General features: G+C 59.8%; 19 protein-coding genes. 15 read left to right on the top strand and 4 right to left on the bottom strand.

Translation table 11 applies throughout. From position 1 onward, the window contains the following. Positions 1-90: 90 nt before the first annotated feature. Positions 91-2,208, bottom strand: coding sequence for a mechanosensitive ion channel domain-containing protein (locus AC1ROI_RS16035; protein ID WP_010467308.1), 2,118 nt, complete (start codon positions 2,206-2,208; stop codon positions 91-93). 356 nt (positions 2,209-2,564) lie between these two features. Here AC1ROI_RS16035 and AC1ROI_RS16030 point away from each other — a divergent pair, with 356 nt between their 5' ends. The 5 genes from AC1ROI_RS16030 to AC1ROI_RS16010 all read left to right on the top strand — a co-directional run bounded on the left by AC1ROI_RS16030 (position 2,565) and on the right by AC1ROI_RS16010 (position 7,892). Further along, positions 2,565-3,767 carry an MFS transporter gene (locus AC1ROI_RS16030; protein WP_102593806.1) on the top strand — a complete coding sequence of 401 codons (1,203 nt, stop codon included), beginning with the start codon at positions 2,565-2,567 and terminating at the stop codon, positions 3,765-3,767. Between the two features lie 124 nt (positions 3,768-3,891). Beyond that, positions 3,892-4,818, top strand: a complete 927-nt coding sequence (locus AC1ROI_RS16025; protein WP_010467306.1) for a DUF72 domain-containing protein — start codon at positions 3,892-3,894, stop codon at positions 4,816-4,818. Then, positions 4,815-5,612 carry an endonuclease/exonuclease/phosphatase family protein gene (locus AC1ROI_RS16020; protein WP_102593805.1) on the top strand — a complete coding sequence of 266 codons (798 nt, stop codon included), beginning with the start codon at positions 4,815-4,817 and terminating at the stop codon, positions 5,610-5,612. Before AC1ROI_RS16025 ends, AC1ROI_RS16020 begins: the two co-directional genes overlap by 4 nt. After that, positions 5,609-6,904, top strand: coding sequence for a cardiolipin synthase ClsB (clsB, locus tag AC1ROI_RS16015; RefSeq protein WP_083375656.1), 1,296 nt, complete (start codon positions 5,609-5,611; stop codon positions 6,902-6,904). The genes AC1ROI_RS16020 and clsB overlap by 4 nt, the downstream gene beginning before the upstream one ends. After that, positions 6,891-7,892, top strand: a complete 1,002-nt coding sequence (locus tag AC1ROI_RS16010) for a lysylphosphatidylglycerol synthase domain-containing protein (RefSeq protein WP_102593804.1) — start codon at positions 6,891-6,893, stop codon at positions 7,890-7,892. The genes clsB and AC1ROI_RS16010 overlap by 14 nt, the downstream gene beginning before the upstream one ends. 65 nt (positions 7,893-7,957) lie before the next feature. Here AC1ROI_RS16010 and AC1ROI_RS16005 read toward each other — a convergent pair whose 3' ends face one another. The 3 genes from AC1ROI_RS16005 to AC1ROI_RS15995 form a co-directional block, all read right to left on the bottom strand. Next, positions 7,958-8,716: an alpha/beta hydrolase family protein gene (locus tag AC1ROI_RS16005; protein ID WP_010467301.1), complete on the bottom strand. Its 759-nt coding sequence runs from the start codon at positions 8,714-8,716 to the stop codon at positions 7,958-7,960. Then, positions 8,706-9,815, bottom strand: a complete 1,110-nt coding sequence (locus AC1ROI_RS16000; protein WP_102593803.1) for a DUF3182 family protein — start codon at positions 9,813-9,815, stop codon at positions 8,706-8,708. The genes AC1ROI_RS16005 and AC1ROI_RS16000 overlap by 11 nt, the downstream gene beginning before the upstream one ends. 303 nt (positions 9,816-10,118) lie before the next feature. After that, complete coding sequence (locus AC1ROI_RS15995) at positions 10,119-11,114, bottom strand: GlxA family transcriptional regulator (protein ID WP_102593802.1); 996 nt, start codon at positions 11,112-11,114, stop codon at positions 10,119-10,121. Positions 11,115-11,218: 104 nt separating this feature from the next. Between AC1ROI_RS15995 and AC1ROI_RS15990 the strand changes: the two genes are divergently transcribed. The 10 genes from AC1ROI_RS15990 (at position 11,219) to AC1ROI_RS15945 (ending at position 20,528) form a co-directional block, all read left to right on the top strand. After that, on the top strand, positions 11,219-11,773 hold the full coding sequence (locus AC1ROI_RS15990; RefSeq protein WP_102593801.1) for a cysteine hydrolase family protein: 555 nt from the start codon (positions 11,219-11,221) through the stop codon (positions 11,771-11,773). Positions 11,774-12,055: 282 nt separating this feature from the next. After that, entirely contained in the window at positions 12,056-12,637 is a 582-nt protein-coding gene (locus AC1ROI_RS15985; RefSeq protein WP_010467297.1) for a YjfI family protein, read from the top strand. A gap of 24 nt (positions 12,638-12,661) precedes the next feature. Beyond that, positions 12,662-13,360: a PspA/IM30 family protein gene (locus AC1ROI_RS15980; RefSeq protein ID WP_010467296.1), complete on the top strand. Its 699-nt coding sequence runs from the start codon at positions 12,662-12,664 to the stop codon at positions 13,358-13,360. Between the two features lie 160 nt (positions 13,361-13,520). Next, positions 13,521-14,084 carry a rhomboid family intramembrane serine protease gene (locus AC1ROI_RS15975; protein ID WP_077749252.1) on the top strand — a complete coding sequence of 188 codons (564 nt, stop codon included), beginning with the start codon at positions 13,521-13,523 and terminating at the stop codon, positions 14,082-14,084. Between the two features lie 71 nt (positions 14,085-14,155). Beyond that, positions 14,156-15,190, top strand: a complete 1,035-nt coding sequence (locus AC1ROI_RS15970; RefSeq protein ID WP_102593800.1) for an ion channel — start codon at positions 14,156-14,158, stop codon at positions 15,188-15,190. Further along, a complete protein-coding gene (locus AC1ROI_RS15965) occupies positions 15,177-15,851 on the top strand; it encodes a DUF2491 family protein (protein ID WP_077749254.1) in 675 nt (224 codons plus the stop codon). The genes AC1ROI_RS15970 and AC1ROI_RS15965 overlap by 14 nt, the downstream gene beginning before the upstream one ends. Before the next feature lie 15 nt (positions 15,852-15,866). Next, positions 15,867-16,295, top strand: coding sequence for a DUF350 domain-containing protein (locus tag AC1ROI_RS15960; RefSeq protein ID WP_010467290.1), 429 nt, complete (start codon positions 15,867-15,869; stop codon positions 16,293-16,295). 18 nt (positions 16,296-16,313) lie between these two features. Continuing rightward, positions 16,314-17,033: a DUF1190 domain-containing protein gene (locus AC1ROI_RS15955; protein ID WP_010467288.1), complete on the top strand. Its 720-nt coding sequence runs from the start codon at positions 16,314-16,316 to the stop codon at positions 17,031-17,033. A gap of 12 nt (positions 17,034-17,045) precedes the next feature. Continuing rightward, entirely contained in the window at positions 17,046-18,203 is a 1,158-nt protein-coding gene (locus AC1ROI_RS15950) for a glutathionylspermidine synthase family protein (RefSeq protein ID WP_010467286.1), read from the top strand. Positions 18,204-18,323: 120 nt separating this feature from the next. Further along, positions 18,324-20,528, top strand: a complete 2,205-nt coding sequence (locus AC1ROI_RS15945; RefSeq protein ID WP_102593799.1) for an OsmC domain/YcaO domain-containing protein — start codon at positions 18,324-18,326, stop codon at positions 20,526-20,528. The last annotated feature ends 43 nt before the right edge of the window (positions 20,529-20,571 follow it).

Here is a 20,571-nt window from a genome sequence, read left to right as displayed (position 1 = left end):
GCTTGCCCGCGAAGAACGAAGACACTGTTCTACTGATACACCGCGGTGCGCACTTCGCGGGCAAGCCTCGCGCCTACAAGGTTTGCGGTGTTATTGAGTACGCGGCTGATCCGGTAACAACACCGGCGAATTCTCCGGCGCCGGCCCGTCGTCTTCCTGCCCGGCCATCGCCTGCCTCGGCATCAAAACCTGCTGTGGATAAGTCTGCGCGAAATGCACGCACGGGCTGTTATCCACAAGCTTCTTCAACCGTTGGTTAAATGCCCGGCTCACCGCATATTGCCCCCCCGACACCGTGCGGAACTGCGCCGTCAGCACCACGCCGTTGAGGTCCATTTTGTCGACGCCAAACACATCCAGTGGCCCTTGCAGGTTGTACTTGAGAAACGCGTCCTCGCGGATCGAATCCCCCGCCTCACGGATCAGTTCGATCGCTTTGTCGACATCGGTGTCGTAGGTGAACTGCACCGAGAAAAACGCATAGGCAAACTGCCGCGATTGGTTGGTCACGGCCTTGATCTGCCCGAACGGCACCGAGTGCACGAAACCCTTGCCGTCCCGCAGGCGCAAGGTGCGGATGGTCAGGCCTTCGACCGTCCCGGCATGGCCGGAGTCGAGCACCACCCAGTCGCCGATCGACAGCGTGTCTTCGATGATGATGAACAACCCGGTGATCACGTCCTGCACCAATTGCTGCGAACCAAAACCGATGGCCAGGCCGACCACCCCGGCACCCGCCAGCAACGGCGCAACGTTGATCCCAAGGTTGGCCATGGTGGTAATTGCGCAGATCACCACCAGGATGATTTTGATTGCGTTGCGCAGCAGCGGCAGGATGGTTTTGACCCGCGTACTCGGCTGCGTCGTGCGTTTGTTGACCGGTGGTTTCAGCGCTTCCTGGATCGCCGTATCGAGCACCACCCACAGCAACCAGGTCACCAGAAAGATCAGCCCCATGCTGCTCAACGAATCACTGATCGCCCGCCCTACCTTGTTTTGCTCGGCGAATTCGAACAGCGACACGCCCCAGATCCGCCCAAGGATTTCGATGAAAGCCACGGCCATGATGATTCGTAGCAGCGCATGCAGCAGACTGAGAAAACGCTCCTTGTAAGCGCTGCTGCGCTGGATCGCTTCAACCTGGCGCGACTTGAACATGTGCTGGAAAATCGTGCTGAGAAACACCGTGGCGATCAGCAGGATAGTGGTGAACAACGCACAGCGCAGCGCCTTCTGATTGTCATCGCCGACGCCGAGCAGGTTGATCGCCGAAACCATCACCATCAGCAGGATCGGCCAGTACCAGAGCCCGGAAAAGATCCGCAGGGATTCCTGCAGCGACGGCTGTTTGAGGCGCTGGGCCAAGGGCCGGTTACGGATCAGATGCGCCACCGGGCGCCTCAATCGAATCACCAATAAGCCGAAGATGATCGAGACGAAAAAACCGGTGAGCACGGCAGCGCTGCTGGTGATGTTACCGCCCAGTTGCCGGGCGATCTGCGGGCTGGTCAGCGCATCGCTGAGCGCGGCAAGGAAACCGATCAGGAACAGCGGTCGTGGGCAGAAATCGCGGATGATCTGCACCGCCGTGCGCTTGTGGCCGGTGTTGAACATGACAATCACGCAGAGCAGCATCGAGGTAGAAAAAATGCCGCTGCTGGTGGCGTAGGCGAAACACAGCGCCAGCGCACGGCCCACCGAGGCAGGCAGGAAATGGCTGACGTAAAGGGTCAACGGCAAGCAGATCAGGGCCGGTAGAGTGTAAGGCAACACATAATTGAGCAGGTCCTGACTGCGCTGGCGGGTTCGCAGAAAGCGGCCCTGATTCAAGCGTTTGGCGAGTATCCCGCCGAGCACGGTGAGCAAGGCAAAGCTGCCGAGCCAGACGCCGGACAGCATCAGGAAGTCGCCAATCACGCTCCAGCCGGAACGGTTAGAAGGTCGATTGACCAGTTTATCCACCTCATTCGCCGCCCGGTCCGCCCGCAGGCGCCAGGCATCGACCAGGTCTTCGTTGAGGTCGAGCTTGTCCTGAACGTCGTCGATGCTGGAGCTGATGGCCCCGAGCAGGCCGCCCTGGACCAACGGTTCAGGCGTAGCAGGCTCCTCGGCAGCGGCGGGGACACCCGGCAGCGTGACGGCTTCCAACTCGTTGCTGCCCAGAAACAGCAACGCCCCCAGCAGTATCGCGGTCTTGAACTTGAGCAAAACGGGAAGCTCCTTGGGAAGGGTCTGTAAGGAACTGATCGGGAAATGGCGGGCAAGTTCGGTTTTCACCCCGAGATAACGGCCAGCAAGTTCCCCTGTGGCGAGGGAGCTTGCTCCCGCTGGGGTGCGAAGCGCCCCCCAAAACCTGCAAACCTGGCTCCTCAGATACAGCGTGCGATATGGCATTTGCGACTGCTGCGCAGCCGAGCGGGAGCAAGCTCCCTCGCCACAGGGTTTCATTTGCCCGCGAGATATTTGACCTGCACGCAAATATCAAATGCCCACCCCTCTATTTTTCCGCACAACCCAAACCCCGACACTGCGCTCCATCAATCAAACCCACCGGAGTTGCAGTCATGCCCATTGCCTTGCTCGCGCTGACCCTCAGCGCCTTCGCCATCGGGACGACCGAGTTCGTCATCGTTGGCCTGTTACCCACCATCGGCGCCGACCTCGGCGTCAGCCTGCCGTCCGCCGGCCTGCTGGTCAGTCTCTACGCCCTGGGCGTCGCCATTGGCGCCCCGGTGCTGACCGCCCTCACCGGCAAAGTCCCGCGCAAATTGCTGCTGTTGTCGCTGATGGTGCTGTTCACCCTTGGCAACCTGCTGGCCTGGAAAGCCCCCAGCTACGAATCGCTGATCCTGGCGCGGATCGTCACCGGCCTCGCCCACGGGGTGTTTTTCTCGATTGGCTCGACCATCGCCACCAGCCTGGTGCCAAAGGAAAAAGCCGCCAGTGCGATCGCTATCATGTTTACCGGCCTGACCGTGGCGCTGGTCACCGGCGTACCGCTGGGAACCTTCATCGGTCAGCATTTCGGCTGGCGTGAAACCTTCCTCGCCGTGTCCGCCTTGGGCGTGATCGCCTTTATCGGCAGCCTGCTCTACGTGCCGGAAAACATCGCCCACAGCAAACCGGCTTCGCTGTTGCAGCAATTGCAGGTGCTCAAGCAGCCACGTCTGCTGCTGGTGTACGCCATGACCGCGGTCGGTTACGGCGGCTCGTTCATCGCTTTTACCTTCCTGGCGCCGATTCTCCAGGACATCTCCGGCTTCAGCGCCAGCACGGTCAGCCTGGTGTTGCTGGTCTACGGCATCTCGGTGGCGGTCGGCAACATCTGGGGCGGCAAACTGGCGGACAAGCGCGGCCCGATCAGCGCCCTGAAAATCATCTTTGCCTTGCTCGCGGCGGTGCTGTTCGTGTTGACCTTTACCGCTGGCAACCCATGGCTGGCGCTGGCTACCGTGCTGGTCTGGGGCGCAGTCGCGTTCGGTAACGTGCCGGGGCTGCAAGTCTATGTGGTGCGTCAAGCCGAACATCACACCCCGCATGCGGTGGACGTGGCGTCGGGGCTGAACATCGCGGCCTTCAACCTTGGCATTGCCGGTGGCGCGTGGGGTGGCGGCTTGATCGTGGCTCACATGGGCCTGATCCATACCGCCTGGATTGGCGGGCTGGTGGTGTTGGCGGCCTTGGCGCTGACGGCGTGGAGTGGACGTCTTGACCGACTCGGCCCGGTCTACGCCGAAAGCACGACCCGCATCGTCGCCGGACACTAACCCCACAGAAGGTCGGTATGGTTTTCCGGAACGCACACCGTCCGTAGCCCCGTCGAAACTTTCTCGGTTGCCCCACGGTCATCAAAAGACAGAGGCAACCGAGGACCATTAGACGGGAGGCGACATGGCGGCGATTCACATTGGTATTTCAGGCTGGCGCTACACACCCTGGCGGGGAGGTTTCTACCCGAAGGGGCTGACCCAGAAGCGCGAATTGCAATTTGCGTCCCGGGCGGTCAACAGCATCGAAATCAATGGATCGTTTTACGCCCTGCAACGGCCTGAGCGTTACGCCCAATGGTACGCCGAAACCCCGGCGGACTTCGTGTTCAGCGTCAAAGCCCCACGTTTCATCACCCACATCAAGCGTCTGCGGGACATTCATACACCGCTGGCGAATTTCTTTGCCTCCGGGATCCTGGAGCTGAAAGAGAAACTCGGCCCGATCCTCTGGCAGTTTCCGCCCAACTTCAAATTCGATGTCGAGTTGTTCGAAAGCTTCCTCAAGCAATTACCCCACGACACCCAGCAAGCAGCCGCCCTCGCCCGCCAGCACGATTCGCACCTGCACGGCCCCGCCAGCATGAAGGCGTACAAGAAAAAGCCGCTGCGCCACGCCGTTGAAATCAGAAACGAGAGCTTTATTGATCCAGCATTCGTGCGCCTGCTCAAGCGCTACAACGTGGCCTTGGTTATCGCCGATACCGCCGGGAAATGGCCGTACCGCGAAGACGTCACCAGTGATTTCGTCTATCTGCGCCTGCACGGTGCCGAAGAACTCTACGCCAGCGGCTACACCCCTGAGGCGCTGGAACGCTGGGGCGAACGGATCGACGCCTGGAACCATGGCCAGCAACCGGCCGATCCGCAGCTGATTGCACCTGGGCAAAAGCCGAAAGCACGCAAGTCCCGGGAAGTGTTCTGCTATTTCGACAACGACATCAAAGTCCGCGCGCCTTTCGATGCGCGGCGTTTGCTTGAGCACTTCCACCTCGACAAAGACCTCGCCACCCGTCCCGGTGAACCGGTCGCCGAAGGAGTGCTGTCATGAGTATTTCCGAACCGGTCGGCAGTACCGACGAACAGCAACCCGTCATCACCGCCGTGCGCCGTTTCACCGTACTGACGGTCAACACCCACAAGGGGTTCACCGCGCTCAATCGGCGTTTCATCCTGCCGGAATTGCGCGAAGCAGTGCGCAGCATATCCGCCGATGTGGTGTTTTTGCAGGAAGTCCACGGCACCCACGAGGACCATCCGCAGCGCTACAGCAACTGGCCGACGATGCCGCAGTACGAATTCCTCGCCGACACGCTGTGGCCACAATTTGCCTACGGCCGCAACGCGGTGTACCCGGCGGGTGATCACGGTAATGCGCTGCTGTCGAAGTTCCAGATCATTCGCCATGACAACCTCGACGTCTCGATCAGCGGCCATGAGAACCGCGGCATCCTGCATTGCGTGCTGCGCCTGCCGGGCGATGGCCTGGAAGTGCACGCCATTTGCGTGCATCTGGGGCTGCGTGAGAGCCACCGCACGGAACAGCTGAAGTTGCTGGCGCGACGGCTCGAATTCCTTCCGGTCGACGCCCCGGTGATTGTCGCCGGCGACTTCAACGACTGGCGCCAGCGTGCCGATGCGTTGCTCAAGCCCTGTGGCCTGCGCGAGGTATTCGCCGAGCACCACGGCAAACCGGCGCGCAGTTTTCCAGCGCGACTCCCAGCGCTACGCCTGGACCGCATCTATGTGCGCAACCTCAAGGCCAGCCGTCCGCAAGTGCTGGCGGCACGTCCCTGGTCACACCTTTCCGACCACGCACCGCTGTCGGTGGAGATCGAGCTATGAGCAGCGCCCCGATGGAAAAAGCCACCGTTGAACACGTGCCGACTACCCCGCCGGTGCGTGAGCCCGGCGTGGTCGACGTCGAATACGGCTGGCAGGGCAACAACCTCGTGGAAATGCTGGAAAACGGCGAAGCCTATTTCCCGCGAGTGTTTGAGGCCATGCGCCAGGCCAAGACTGAAATACTCCTGGAAACCTTCATTGTGTTCGAGGACAAGGTCGGCAACGAGCTGCAGCAAGTGCTGGTCGAAGCCGCGCAACGCGGTGTACGGGTCACCGTCAGCCTCGACGGGTTTGGCTGTGGCGAGTTGAGCAACGGCTATCTCGCAACGTTGAGCGAGGCCGGCGTTCGCCTGCAAATATTCGATCCGGCGCCCAAGCTTCTGGGGATCCGCACCAACTGGTTCCGACGTCTGCACCGCAAGATCGTGGTGGTGGACGGCACGATTGCGTTCATCGGCGGGATCAACTTTTCCGCCGACCATCTGGCCGATTTCGGCCCCGAGGCCAAGCAGGATTACTCGGTTGAAGTGCAAGGCCCGGCGGTGGCCGATATCCATCACTTCGCGCTGCTGCAATGTGGCCGCCCGGCCCGCGCCAAATACTGGTGGCAACGCCGCCGGCAGCGACGCTCGGAACTGGCCTTCAGCGACCACGACGGCCAGGTTCGCCTGGTGTACCGCGACAACGGTGACCACCGGACGGATATCGAAGAGGTTTACCTTCAGGTGCTGCGAAGCGCCCAACGCCGGGTCGTGATCGCCAACGCCTATTTCTTTCCGGGTTACCGCTTGCTGCGCGAAATCCGCAACGCCGCTCGTCGTGGCGTCGACGTGCGCCTGATTCTGCAGGGGCAACCGGACATGATGGTGGCCAAACTGGCTGCGCGCATGACCTACGACTATTTGCTCAAGTCGGGCGTGCAGATCTTCGAATATTGCGAACGCCCGCTGCACGGCAAAGTCGCGCTGGTGGATGAGGACTGGAGCACCGTCGGCTCAAGCAATCTCGACCCGTTAAGCCTGTCGATGAACCTGGAAGCCAACGTGTTGATCCGCGACCGAGCCTTCAACCAAGATCTGTTCGAACGGCTTGAGGTGCTGAGCAATAACCACTGCAAAGCCATGTCAGCGGACACGTCGCCGCGCGGAAGGATCTGGCACATGACCGTCGGCTTTCTGGTGTTTCACTTCCTGCGTCACTTCCCGGCATGGGCCGGTTGGCTGCCTGCGCATAAACCACGCCTGAAACCCTTCACCCATCCGGCCGGGAGTGACCACCATGAACCGCGTTGAAGCGCACTCGGCACCTCAAGACGGCAGCACAACACCTGTCCCGGAAAAGAAGACACGCTGGAGCCGCTGGAAAAAACCGCTGACGATGCTGTTTTTCCTGGCGCTGATCGTGCTGCTGACGATGCTTGCCCAGCGCATCGAATGGGACGAAGTGTTCCACACCCTGGCCAATTTCAAGGTGCGCACGCTGATCATTGCGTCCGGCCTGACGCTGGTGAGTTTTCTGGTGTATGCCTGTTTTGATCTGATCGGCCGCACCTACATCCGCCAGGACCTGACCTGGAAACAGATCCTGCCGGTGGGGATCATCAGCTACGCCTTCAACCTGAACCTGAGCGCGTGGGTCGGCGGGATTGCCATGCGTTATCGCCTGTATTCGCGGCTAGGGGTGAGCAAAAGCAACATCGCGAAAATCCTCGGGCTGAGCCTGGCGACCAACTGGTTCGGCTACATGGTGATTGCGGGCGCCGTGTTCAGCAGCGGACTGGTCAGAATGCCGCCGGGCTGGAAGTTGAGCAGCGGTGCCTTGCAAGTTGTGGGCGTGTTGTTACTCCTGGTGAGCGCGGGATATCTGGCGGCGTGCCAGTTCTCCAAACGTCGGGAATGGGCGATACGCGGGGTGGAAATCAACCTGCCGTCCTTGCGCATGGCGATGCTGCAACTGGCCCTCGGAGCGCTGAACTGGTCGCTGATGGCGGCGGTGATCTTCACGTTGCTGCCGAGCAAGCTGGATTACCCATTGGTGCTGGGCGTGTTGCTGATCAGTGCGATTGCCGGGGTGATCACGCACATTCCGGCCGGGTTGGGTGTGTTGGAGGCGGTGTTTGTGGCACTGCTGCAACATGAAGCGTCGCGGGGGAGCCTGGTGGCGGGGTTGCTGGCTTATCGGGCGATCTATTTCATCTTGCCGTTGCTGATTACGTTGGTGATGTATCTGGTGGTGGAGGCCAAGGCGAAGTCGCTGCGGATTGCCAAGAAACCTTCCTGAGATTGTTGGGGAGGCGGATGACGCTTTCGCGGGCAAGCCTTCGAAAGCGTCCGCAAACCCACCACTCATTTCGACTGAATAATGCTCAACCGCTCACCCACGACCATCTCGGTAATCCAGTCCACCAGGATCGAGGTGTAGGCCTGTTGCGACACCGGCTCGCTCAACGCATGGTCGGCGCCGTCAATGATCCGGTGCGTCAGCGAATGCGTCTGCTGGCACGCAGCGCGGTAGCTCATGATCGTCGCGTGAGGCACATAGTCGTCGGTCTCGGACTCCACGAGCAGCACATCCCCGGTGAATTGCGAGCACGCATGCAGCGCACGATTGCTGTCGGCGCGTACCAGCGTGTTGCGGTAATCGCGCAAATCAGCCTTGTCCAGTTCACGCTTGGGCGTATGCCATTGATCGTCGCGATACAGCGCCGGCACCCGCAGCGCCAGCCAGCGCACCGGGCGCAATGAAGTCAGTATCGAGGCCAGATAACCGCCATAACTGGTGCCGACCACAGCAATGGCGGAGGTGTCGAGCGCCGGGTGGGCGAGCAAGCGGTCGTATGCCGCCAGCAGGTCGCGCAGGTTGTCTTCGCGCGTTACGCGAGTAAGCGGGATGCCGGTGCCGCCGGTGTGCCCGCGCAAGTCGAACGTCAGGCACACGCATCCCAGACCGGCGATGCCTTTGGCCCGCTCCAGGTCCCGCTCCTGGCTGCCGCCCCAACCGTGCACAAACAACACGCCGGGGACTTTCGATTTGGGGCTCAGAAAGGTCCCGCTCATCTGTTCATCGTCGATGTCGATCTGAATGGTTTCGCTTCTAGCCGTCATAGGATTTGACCGTCACGTACTTGAGAAGAAAGTCACTGTTTTCCGCGGGCCCGCGATACACCTCAATGGCGTCCGGCGGCAGCGGTTGGTCGATGTAGGTTTCCACTGAAGACACGCGAATCGCGCGCATCCCCGGGTTGTTGACGAAGCTCTGCAACGCGGCCACTTCGGCGCTGCTGGCACCGCCCATGCGCCAGGACTGTTCGAGCACGCCGCTGCGCTGTTTGCCACTGCTGTCCAGGCCTTGGGCGATGTCATAGTTGCGGCGCGAGGCGTAAAAACCGGGATAGGCCTCGTCCGCGGCGCTGTCGAACACTTGCGCTTGCCGGATCGCCAGTTGCACATCGTCAGGCAGGTCCAGTTTCAGCAGGTCTTCGTAATACCCCTGCACCACCAGCAGATTGGAACCTCCATAAACCTGCTCGCCCTGACCGTCTTCGGTCAAGTATTGATCACCGCAATAACTCAGCACCTTATCGCCGATAAAACTCTGGCCAACACTGTGGGTGACGACGTTGTCGAGATCCTGTTCAAGCACCACGCCTTCGCTGAACAGTGCCCTGGCATCGGGGCGAGCCAGAACGGCGTCGAACTGGTCGAGGCTTTTGATCACTTCCTGCCCACGTCCGGCGCAGGCATGAATCGGCTTGATGCGGATCGGGCCGGTGTAAAGCAAATGCTCTGCGGCCGGCCGCGCATCGTCGAGCGAGAACACGCTGAGGCCATCGAGCACGACGTTGCGCACACGCTCGGAAAACAACGGAGACCAGCCTTGCGGGGCGTGCGCATGTTGATTGCGCAACCCGTGGCTGATGGCTTTGGTGCAGATGAAATCGTGGTCGACGTAACCGCCCCACAGATCTTCCGGCCCGGTGACGCCCAATGCCCGGGCGGCAGCGACGCCGACCAGGGTCTGGGTCGGCAAGAGATAAAGATCTCGGGCCTTGTGAAGTCCGGGGTCGTAGCTGCCACCGAACTTGAGCCCCAGGATGTGCGCCAGCCAACGGGCCAGCGCGTGATTGGTGTCGACTTCGTGCTGGGGCGCCTCGGGGCGGACTGAGTGGGCGACTACCAGTTTCTTGCGGTTTGTTGGGGTCATGCGTCCCCCTTCAATCGGCTTTTGATGAATGTAGTTGAAGGGGTGCAGAGATCAAGCCATTGAGGGTTGGATAGAAACGGGTTTCTAATCAGGCAGTTGCTGCGAAGGTGATGGCACTGAGCCTGTTTTATTCTGCACGAAGGGTTTTTCTACCCCTGCATTTTGCACGACCAAGCCTTGCACTGAGCCAATGCGGGAGAGAGCCTGCTCGCGAATTCGGCGTGGGTCAGCCTGCATCTAAGTCACTGACATTGCGCCTTCGCGAGCAGGCTCGCTCCCACATTTGGCTTGGCGGTGATCTGGCTACCGCGCGACAGCTGCACCCGGCGTCACGCCAAACCGCGCCCGGTAATCACTTGGCGCCAGCCCGGTGATTTTCTTGAAGGTCGCGCGAAACGCACCGGGGTCTTGATAACCCACGGTCCACGCAATGTGATCGATGGTGCCGTTGGTGAATTCAAGCATTTCCCGCGCCTTGCCGACCCGCAGATGCTGGCAGTACTCGGTGGGTTTCAACCCGGTCGCTGCACGGAAACGGCGCAGGAACGTGCGCTCTTCCAGCCCCGCCCGCTCGGCCATCGCCGTCAGCGATACATCGGTGGCCCCGGTGCTTTGCAGCCAGTGCTGAACCTTGAGAATCGCCGCATCGCCGTGGCTGAGAATCGGTGAAAAATTGCTGCCGCACTCACTCGCGCTGTCGCTGTGTTCCACCACCAGAAAACGCGCGGTGCCGGTGGCAATGCTCGGGCCGAGCAGGCGGTCGACCAGCCGCAACCCCAACTCGGACCAGGCCATCAACCCGGCGGTGGTGATCAGGTCGCCGTCGTCGACGATAGGGGTATCCGCCTTGAGCTTGATGGCCGGGTAACGCTCGGCGAAGGTTTTGGCCGAGGTCCAGTGGGTGGTGGCGCTGCGGCCGTCAAGCAAGCCGCTTTCCGCCAGTAGAATCGAGCCCACGCAGACGCCGCCGAGGGTCGCGCCCCGGGCGTGTTGCTGACGCATCCAGTGGATCAACGCCTGCGGTGCCTGGCCTTCGGAAAATCCGGCAATCGATGGCGGAATCAACACCGCCACCAAGGCGCGGTCGGGCCCGGGATGACTGTCGTACACCCGCTCGGGCGCCTGCTCGCCATCAACTTGCCAATGGCTGACCCGCAGCAGCGGCAATTGCGCAGCCTGATGCTCGGCGGCAATCCGGTTCGCCACCCCGAACAGGTCCGTCAACCCGTGCACCGCCGCCATCTGCGCGCCGGGATAAATCAGCACGCCGAGTTCGACGATTGCCCTTTCTGCGTCCATTGTCAGTTTTCCCCCTTCTATTGTCGGTGCGGCCAATCCTCGGAAGGCCTGCCACGGACAATACTTCTTTCCACGCCCAACCCACACATTTCGAGGAATCAGGCATGGCCAAGCAATCACTCATCGTAGTTGATATCCAAAACGACTACTTCCCTCAAGGCAAGTGGCCGCTGGTCGGCGCCGACGCTGCCGCCGACAACGCCGCCCGTCTGCTCAAAGCGTTTCGCGACGCGGGTGATTCGGTGGTGCACATCCGCCACGAATTCACCTCCGAAGAAGCCCCCTTCTTCACCCCGGGTTCCGAAGGCGCGAAGCTGCACCCCAAAGTTCTGAACCGTGCCGATGAGCCGGTGGTGCTCAAGCACTTCGTCAACTCGTTTCGTGAAACCGAACTGAAATCGATCCTCGACGAGCAAGGCATCAAGGAATTGGTGGTCGTTGGCAGCATGAGCCACATGTGTGTGGACGGCATCACCCGCGCCGCCGCGGACTTTGGCTACACCGTCACGGTGATCCACGACGCCTGCGCCTCACGCGATCTGGAATTCAACGGCGTTACGGTGTCCGCCGCCCATGTTCACGCCGCCTTCATGTCGGCCCTGGGTTTCGCCTATGCGAGCGTGATTTCCACTGATGAATTCCTGGCGGCTAACCACTAACCACATAACGTATTGATCAAATTCCAAAAAGGGCCCGCAGCGTTTTAGCGCTGCGGGCCTTTTTCATGGAGCGGAAAATGTATGACAAGAAATCTCACGCGTGAGCTATTGAGCGTGGCAAAAATTGCCTGTAGTGTTTCTCACGCGTGAGTTTTTCACAACGAGGTCAGCCCCATGAAAAGCAGCTCTCCATCGAGTCCTCCCACAGGGCCCGATACCGATTCGGCAAGCCGCAAGGGAGAGCGCTCCAAACCGTCCGCGAAAAAACCATCGAGCTTTTACATGAAGCAGATGCGCGCGGGCCTGGGTGCCGCCGGTTATGTGAAACACGAGACTTGGGTGCTTCCCGAAAACCGAAGCCTGCTCAAGCAGATGGAGAAACAGCTTCGCCAACCGATTCTGGCTGGCTCATTCATGTCGGAGAATTACATGAGCGCAGGTACAAACTGGAACATCGACCGCCTCTTCAGCGCCCTTCAAGCCCTGGACGAAGTGGTTTCAAACGACATCACGCTTTCTCTCGTTCAAGGCTCCGAGTCCAGCATCAAGCTGGAAATGAACGACTTCGGTGGCTTGCCGATTTACATCGCGGTGGTGGGCGAACAGATCATCGTCGACACCGTTCTGGTCGACATCGAGTCCATCAATGACGTACCGGCCTTCAATGACGCCGTGCTGCGCAGCCGGGAGATGTTCCCGCTGTCCTCGATCGGTATCGAGTCCATGCCGAACGGGCAGATTGTCTACAACATGTTCGGCGCTCTGAGCTCCGACTCCAGCCTGACGAACATCGTGACCGAGGTCAAAACCCTGGTCGACAACGTCCAGCGCGCCAGCGAAGCCTTCGAACGTTTCTTCAATTAATTATTCGGGAACAGGAAATATCCAATGACTCAGTCCATCTGGAGCAAATTGTTCACCGCGCTGCGTGGCGGTGCCAACGAAGTCGGCGAATCGATCGTCGACCAACAGGCCCTGCGCATCCTCGATCAGGAAATTCGCGATGCGGACAGCGCCCTGGCCAACGCCAAGCGTGAGCTCGTCACCATCATGGCCAAGCACAAACTGTCGGCTGACCGCGTCAGCGAGTACAACGCCAAGATCAAGGACCTGGAATCCAAGGCTCTGGCCGCCATCCAGGCCAACCGTGAAGACCTGGCCCTGGAAGTGGCCGAAGCCATTTCGACCCTGACCAACGAGCTGGACGTCGAGCAAAAGCAGGCCACCGAGTTTGGTGGTTACGCTGAAAACATGCGCAAAGACATCACCAAGGCTGAAAGCCGCATCAAAAGCCTGCGCCAGCAAGTGGACATGGCCAAGGCGCGCGAAAGCGTACAGAAAGCCCAGGTCAGCGCTTCGATTGCCAGTGGCGGCGCCAACGGCAAGCTGGAAACCGCCGTCGGTACGCTGAACCGTTTGCAGGCCAAGCAGCAGCAACGCGCCGCTGAACTGGAAGCCCAGGACCAATTGGCCGATGCGTCGACGGGCACTGACCTGGAACGCAAACTGCGCGATGCCGGCATCACCCCGGACGCAGGCAGCGCCAATGCGATCCTGGAGCGCCTGAAGCAAAAATCGGCCGAATAACCGACTCTCGAGTCGAACGCATAACCTGTGGGAGCTAGCCTGCTAGCGATTGCGGTTTGTCAGAAAACATTGATGTCGACTGACACTCCCCCTTCGCGAGCAGGCTCGCTTCTACATGGAATGTGCTGAACTGACAGACATTCAACTGTCGAGGTCAAGGATGGATGCCCTGAAGGGTTTCAAGACAATCGCAGGCCTGGCGCTCTTCATGGTCGCGTTGCAACTGTTCAACGTCGCGACCGGCTACAGCCTCATGGCCTTCGGTTTGATCCCGAGAACCGTGCACGGTCTGCTCGGCATCATCACCTCGCCATTCCTGCACGCTTCCTTTGCGCACCTGAGCGCGAACCTGATTGCCTTTTTGATTCTGGGTACCCTGGTCATCATCGAAGGACTCAACCGGTTCATTGCGGTCAGCGCGATCATTATTCTGCTGGGCGGCGCGCTGGTCTGGCTGTTCGGCTTTGCAGGCGTACACATCGGCGCCAGCGGCTGGGTGTTCGGACTGTGGGCATACCTCTTGTCCCGCGCCTGGTTCCACAGGAGCTGGGGCAACCTGATAACAGCCGGCGTCGTGGCCCTGCTCTACGGCGGTCTGATTTTTGGCTTCCTGCCTCGCCAGGGTGTTTCCTTCGAAGGCCATCTGTTTGGTGCACTCGCCGGATTTATTGCAGCCAAGGTACTTTTCTCGGCGCCGCGCAACAGGTTTAATGCCGCCGGTTGAACGCACTTGCGCAGTCAGACGCCGAGGCGATGACGTCGCCAGGAACAAGTACCCACGGAGTTAGGGACGAAATGTCGATTTTCCTTTTATTGCGCATGTATGCCTCGTCCCTCTTCCACCGTTTCGGCTGGGCAGGCCTGGTCATTGCCTTGGGCGTACACCTGAGCACGGCGTATCTGGGCCTGGTGTTATTGGGCGAACAACACCTCACCGCGCCCGCCACGTTTACTTACTTCTATCTGACCACCACACTCACCGTCGGTTATGGCGATCTCGCGCCGCAGACAGCGGCGGGACGGATATTCGTGGCCACCTGGGTCATGCTCGGGGGCATTGCGCTGCTGACGGCAGCCATCGGCAAAACCACCAGCAGCGTCATCGATGCATGGAGAAAAGGCATGAAGGGCAAAGGCGATTTCACCGGCAAGGTCGGCCATACGGTTCTCATCGGCTGGGAAGGCGCGTCCAGCGAGCGGGTCATTGAGTTGTTGCTCCAGGACGAAACCTCGAACGACAACCTGATCGTCATTTGCGATTGCACCCTTGAAGAAAACCCGATGCCGGGCAAAGCGAGCTTCATCAAAGGTGAAAGCCTGTCCTCCGTGGCCTTGTTGCTGCGCGCGGGCGTTCCCGGTGCCGAGCGCGTTCTGGTGCGAACCCATTCAGACGACCTGACCCTGGCCACCGTGCTGGCGGTCAATCAACTGCAGCCTGTCGGGCATGTGGTCGCCCACTTCAATGACAGTGAAATCGCTGCGCTCGCCAGCGCCTACGCGCCCAGCCTGGAATGCACTTCCAGCATGGCCATCGAGATGTTGGTGCGCGCCTCGCAGGATCCGGGCTCGTCAGTGGTCATCAATGAACTGCTGTGCGTGGGCCAGGGCGCCACTCAATACCTGATGAAACTGCCCGAGGCCTTTGAAGCGACGTTTGGCGATCTGTACACACGGATGAAAGAACATCACAACGCCACGCTCATCGGCTATCGCGCCAAAGGCGCCCGACAACCGTCGATCAACCCGCCCGGCGCCACACGCGTTGAGGGCGGCGAGCTCTTCTACATCGCCTCCACTCGCCTCAAGGAAATCTCCAATGGGATGGTTTAAACAGTTGATGGGGCTTGAGGCCCCGAACGCGACGACAGAGTCGAAATGGACCGCCAGCGAATCCCTGCCCGTCACCGGTCCGCTGGACCTGGCATTGGGCAAAGGCGTGATGTTCGACACCACCCTGAAATTGTTGCTCGACGGCAACACCACGGTGACCATCCCGGGCTCGCAGCAGATCTGGAGCAACGGCACCGTCGATCTCGGGCAGTCGACCTGGCTGTCACGCTACTACATGAACGAGGAAGACTACTGGCTGCAGGTGCATACCACCGGCGAAATCGCCGGGCAGGTTGAGTCGGTCATCCTGTTCAATTACCTCAGTTACATCACCATCAGCAGTGAAGCGGAGTTGCGCCGATTGGCCGGTCCGCAAAGTCTGATCGGGCTGCCGACCTACACCCACAACGGCGTCGAATACACCCGCGAATGGGGCACCGAGGATGGCCAGACAGAATTGGTGGCGTTGAGCGAGCAGCTGAAAAACCCGGAGGAGTCCTACGGCATCGAGCACCGTTCGATGCTGTACGCCCGCGAAACCGGCCTGACCGACCGCCGGGAATTCCTGCTGTTTTCCGTTGAGGAAGACGCCGAAGGCACCATCAGCTTGAGCACGTCGCTGGGCATTTCGCTGTACACAACCGACCTGAATACGTTCTAAAAAAGGAAGCAGTCCATGCTAGAAGCACTCTCTATCTCCTTGAACAAAGCCGCCGTGTTCGGGTTTGTTTCGTACATCCTCGGCGCCGCGGTATTGTTCGCACTGTTCCAGTTCATCTACACCCGCATCACCCCGCACAAGGAATTCGAACTGATCCGTTCCGGCAACGTAGCCGCTGCGATCGCCCTCGGCGGGGCCATCATCGGTTTCGCCATTCCGGCGAGCAACGTGATTGCGTACTCGATCAGCATCCTCGACTTCGTGGTCTGGGCAGTCATCGCAGCCCTCGTTCAATTGCTGGCATTTCTGGTCACCAGCCTGGTGCTCAAAGGCACCTCCGAGCGCATCAAGAAAGGTGAAATCGCGGCGGGCATCTACGTGGCAGCCGTGGCCATCAGCGTCGGCATGTTGAACGCCGCGTGCATGACTCCTTCCCAGAACTGATTGCGCCCGGAGATCCCGATGAAACGAAGCAAGTACGTTCAGCTTTCGCTGGCAGCGTCGGTCGCCATGGCGATATCAGGCTGCGGGCCGACGGAAAAAACCTACGCGGTGCAGAAGAAGTACAACTTCCAGTCCGTTCAGCAGTGTGCCGATGAAAAGCTCCCGGTGGACGTGTGCTCGGACGCCTACATGACGGCCATGGCCGAGCATCGCCGCATTGCGCCGGTGTATGACAGCCAGGCCGATTGCGATGCCGACTTCGTCGCCGACTGGTGCCAACAGGATTCCGCCGGCAAGTTCATCCCCAAGCTTGGCGGCTTCGAACTGACCGCTGATGGCCAGGTGACGCAATCCCAGGTGGACGCGGCCAAGGCTCAATTACCCGCCTCGGAAGCGGCAAACACGGGTGGCTCGGGCTTCTCCACCAGCAGCCTGCTGACCGGCCTGCTGATCGGCAACATGCTGAGCAGCAACCGCAACAGTTACTACTCCGAGCCGGTCTACCGCTATCGCGATGACCGCGGCAGCTACTCGAACTCGACGCTCAGCCAGCGGATTGCCAAGGGCTCGACGTTCACCAAGTCCAATCAGGCAAGGTACGGCAGCAGCAACTACGCCGACTCGGTTCGCTCTTCTACCAGCAAGCCGGTCTCCGTTGCCTCGTCCACCTCCCGTGGCGGCTTCGGCAGCAAGGCCAGTGCACGCAGCGGCTGGGGCGGCGGCGGATCGAGCAGTTAAGGAAACCGGGCCATGAAGAAGATCCATTGCGCAGAGCGTCCTGACTGGAAACAGACCGCCGAGAATCTCGGCTTTCTGTTCCACACCATCGACAACGAACCCTACTGGGATGAGAGCGCGTATTACCAGTTCTCGCTCAAGCAGATCGAGAACGATCTCGAAGACCCGACCACCGAGATCCATGGGATGTGCATGGACCTGGTGGCCCGCGTGGTTCAGAGCGAGGAGTTGCTGGAGCGCCTGAGCATTCCCGCGCCATTCTTCGACATGGTGCGCACCTCATGGCTCGAAGGTCACCCGCACCTGTACGGGCGCATGGATTTCTCCTACAACGGCACCGGGCCCGCCAAGTTGCTGGAACTCAATTACGACACGCCGACCAGCCTGTATGAGGCGGCGGCGTTTCAGTGGGGCTGGCTGGAGCAATGCATCGAACGCGGCTTGCTGCCCAAGCATGCCGACCAGTTCAACAGCATCGACACCAAACTGCATCAGGCCTTCGCTCAATTGCAGCTCAAGCAACCCTTCTATTTTGCCTCGATGAAAGACTCGGTCGAAGACAAGGGCACCACCGACTACCTGCGGCTGGTGGCGGAAAAGGTCGGCATCGAATCACGCCACATCGATATCGAAGACATCGGCCTGACCAGTGACGGACGTTTCGTCGACCTCGAAGATCGCTGGATCCCTCACCTGTTCAAGCTGCACGCCTGGGAGTTCATCTTCCACGAGCCCTTCGGTGCAGCGATTGCCCAGAGTGATACGCAATTTTTCGAACCGGCCTGGAAATCCATCATCTCCAACAAAGGCATCCTGCCGCTGTTGTGGGAATTCAACAAAGGTCATCCAAACCTGCTCGCGGCGCACCTGGATACCGAGCCGGGCAAAGCCGTACCAAAAGGCTGGGTGCGCAAGCCGTTCTTCTCCCGGGAAGGTGCCAATATCGAGCTGCAAACTGCTGACGGCCTGATCGTGAAAGAGGACGGCCCCTACACCGATGCGCCGTTTATCCTTCAGGAGTTCGCGCCGCTTCCGCAGTTCGGCGACAGCTTTACGTTGATTGGCTCCTGGGTAATCGGCGATCAGGCGGCGGGGATCGGTGTACGTGAGGACAACAGCTTGATCACCAAGGATTCGAGCCGGTTCTTGCCGCATCTGATACTCGACTGACCGCTCCATCGCCCACTAAAAAGGCCCGGTGAGGACATATCGACAGACGCCCGCAAGACTTATGGCTGAAATGCCGGATAATGGCGGCCATTCGTTTAGCCGTTATTCTGGTAATCCCCCATGGAAATCAAGGTCAACTTTCTCGACAACCTTCGACTTGAAGCCAAGTTCGACGACTTCACGGTGGTGGCCGATCAACCTATCCGCTACAAGGGCGATGGCTCGGCGCCGGGTCCGTTCGACTATTTCCTGGCGTCATCGGCGTTATGTGCGGCGTATTTCGTGAAGTTGTACTGCGACACTCGCAGTATTCCCACCGAAAACATCCGCCTGTCGCAGAACAACATTGTTGACCCGGAAAACCGCTACAACCAGATTTTCAAGATCCAGGTCGAGTTGCCCGCGGACATCTCCGACAAGGACCGCCAAGGCATCCTGCGTTCCATCGACCGTTGCACCGTGAAAAAAGTGGTGCAAGCCGGGCCTGAGTTTGTGATCGAAGAGGTGGAAAACCTCGACGCCGATGCGCAGGCGTTGCTGATGCCTGCTTCTACCTCAGAGGCGAGCACCTATATTGCGGGCAAGGATCTGCCGCTGGAGCAGACCATCGCCAATATGTCGGCCATTCTGGCGGACCTGGGCATGAAGATTGAAATCGCCTCGTGGCGCAATATCGTGCCCAACGTGTGGTCGCTGCATATCCGCGATGCGCACTCGCCGATGTGTTTTACCAACGGCAAGGGAGCAACCAAGGAAGGCGCGCTGGCGTCGGCGTTGGGCGAGTTTATCGAGCGACTCAACTGCAACTTCTTCTACAACGACCAGTTCTGGGGCGAAGAGATCGCCAACGCGCCGTTTGTGCATTACCCGGATGAACGCTGGTTCAAGCCTGGCCGTAAAGATGAGCTGCCGAGCGAAATACTCGACGCGCACTGCCTGAAGATTTACAACCGCGACGGCGAGTTGCGTGGTTCCCACCTGATCGACACCAACTCGGGCAATGAAGAACGCGGCATCTGCGCGCTGCCCTACGTGCGCCAATCGGACGGCGAAGTGGTGTATTTCCCGTCCAACCTGATTGAAAACCTGTTCCTGAGCAACGGCATGAGTGCCGGTAACACGCTGGCCGAAGCCCAGGTGCAGTGCCTGTCGGAGATCTTCGAGCGCGCGGTAAAACGCGAAATCATCGAAGGTGAATTTGCCCTGCCGGATGTGCCCGCCGATGTGCTGGCGAAGTACCCGGGAATACAGGCCGGTATACAGGCGCTGGAAGAGCAAGGGTTCCCCGTATTGGTGAAGGATGCGTCCCTGGGGGGGGAATTCCCGGTGATGTGCGTCACGTTGATGAACCCGCGTACCGGCGGCGTGTTCGCCTCGTTCGGCGCGCACCCGAGCCTGGAAGTGGCGCTGGAACGCAGCCTGACCGAATTGCTCCAGGGCCGAAGCTTCGAAGGCCTCAACGACTTGCCCCAGCCGACGTTTGAAGGTCATGCGGTGACCGAGCCGAATAACTTCGTCGAGCACTTCATCGATTCCAGCGGCGTGGTGTCGTGGCGCTTCTTCAGTTCCAAGTCGGACTACGAATTCGTGGAGTGGGACTTCTCCGGCCAGGGTGAAAACTCGAATGCCGAGGAAGCCGCGACCTTGTTCGGCATTCTCGAAGGCATGGGCAAGGAAGTGTACATGGCGGTCTACGAGCATATCGGCGCGACGGCATGCCGCATCCTGGTCCCGGACTATTCGGAAATCTATCCCGTGGACGACCTGATTTGGGATAACACCAACAAAGCGCTGTTCTTCCGCGCCGATATCCTGAACCTGCATCGCCTGGACGACGAAGAACTGCAAGCGCTGGCTGAGCGTCTGGTGGAAAGTGAGCTGGACGACTACACCGACATCACCTCCCTGATCGGCATCGAGTTTGACGACAATACCGTTTGGGGTCAGCTGACAATCCTGGAGTTGAAACTGCTGATTTATCTCGCCTTGCAGCAATTTGAAGAGGCCAAAGAGGCGGTGGAGATGTTTCTGCAGTACAACGACAACACGGTTGAGCGCGGCTTGTTCTACCAAGCTGTCAACGCGGTGCTGGAGATGAAGCTGGACGAAGATCTGGAGTTGGAAGACTACGAGGCCAATTTCCGTCGGATGTTTGGTAACGAACGGATGGATGCAGTGATCGGCTCGGTGGACGGCAGTGTACGCTTCCATGGTTTGACGCCGACCAGCACCAAACTGGAGGGGCTCGACAGGCACCTGCGGTTGATCGAAAGCTACAAGAAACTGCACTCGGCACGGGCTAATGTGACCCCGTTGGCCGGTTAACAGCGGCAACAAAAAAGCGAAGCCATATGGCTTCGCTTTTTTT

This window comes from Pseudomonas sp. GW823-FHT02C02 (assembly GCF_058797635.1).
The sequence above is the reverse complement of the archived record's forward strand: the minus strand, read 5'-3'. Positions and strand labels throughout refer to the sequence as shown.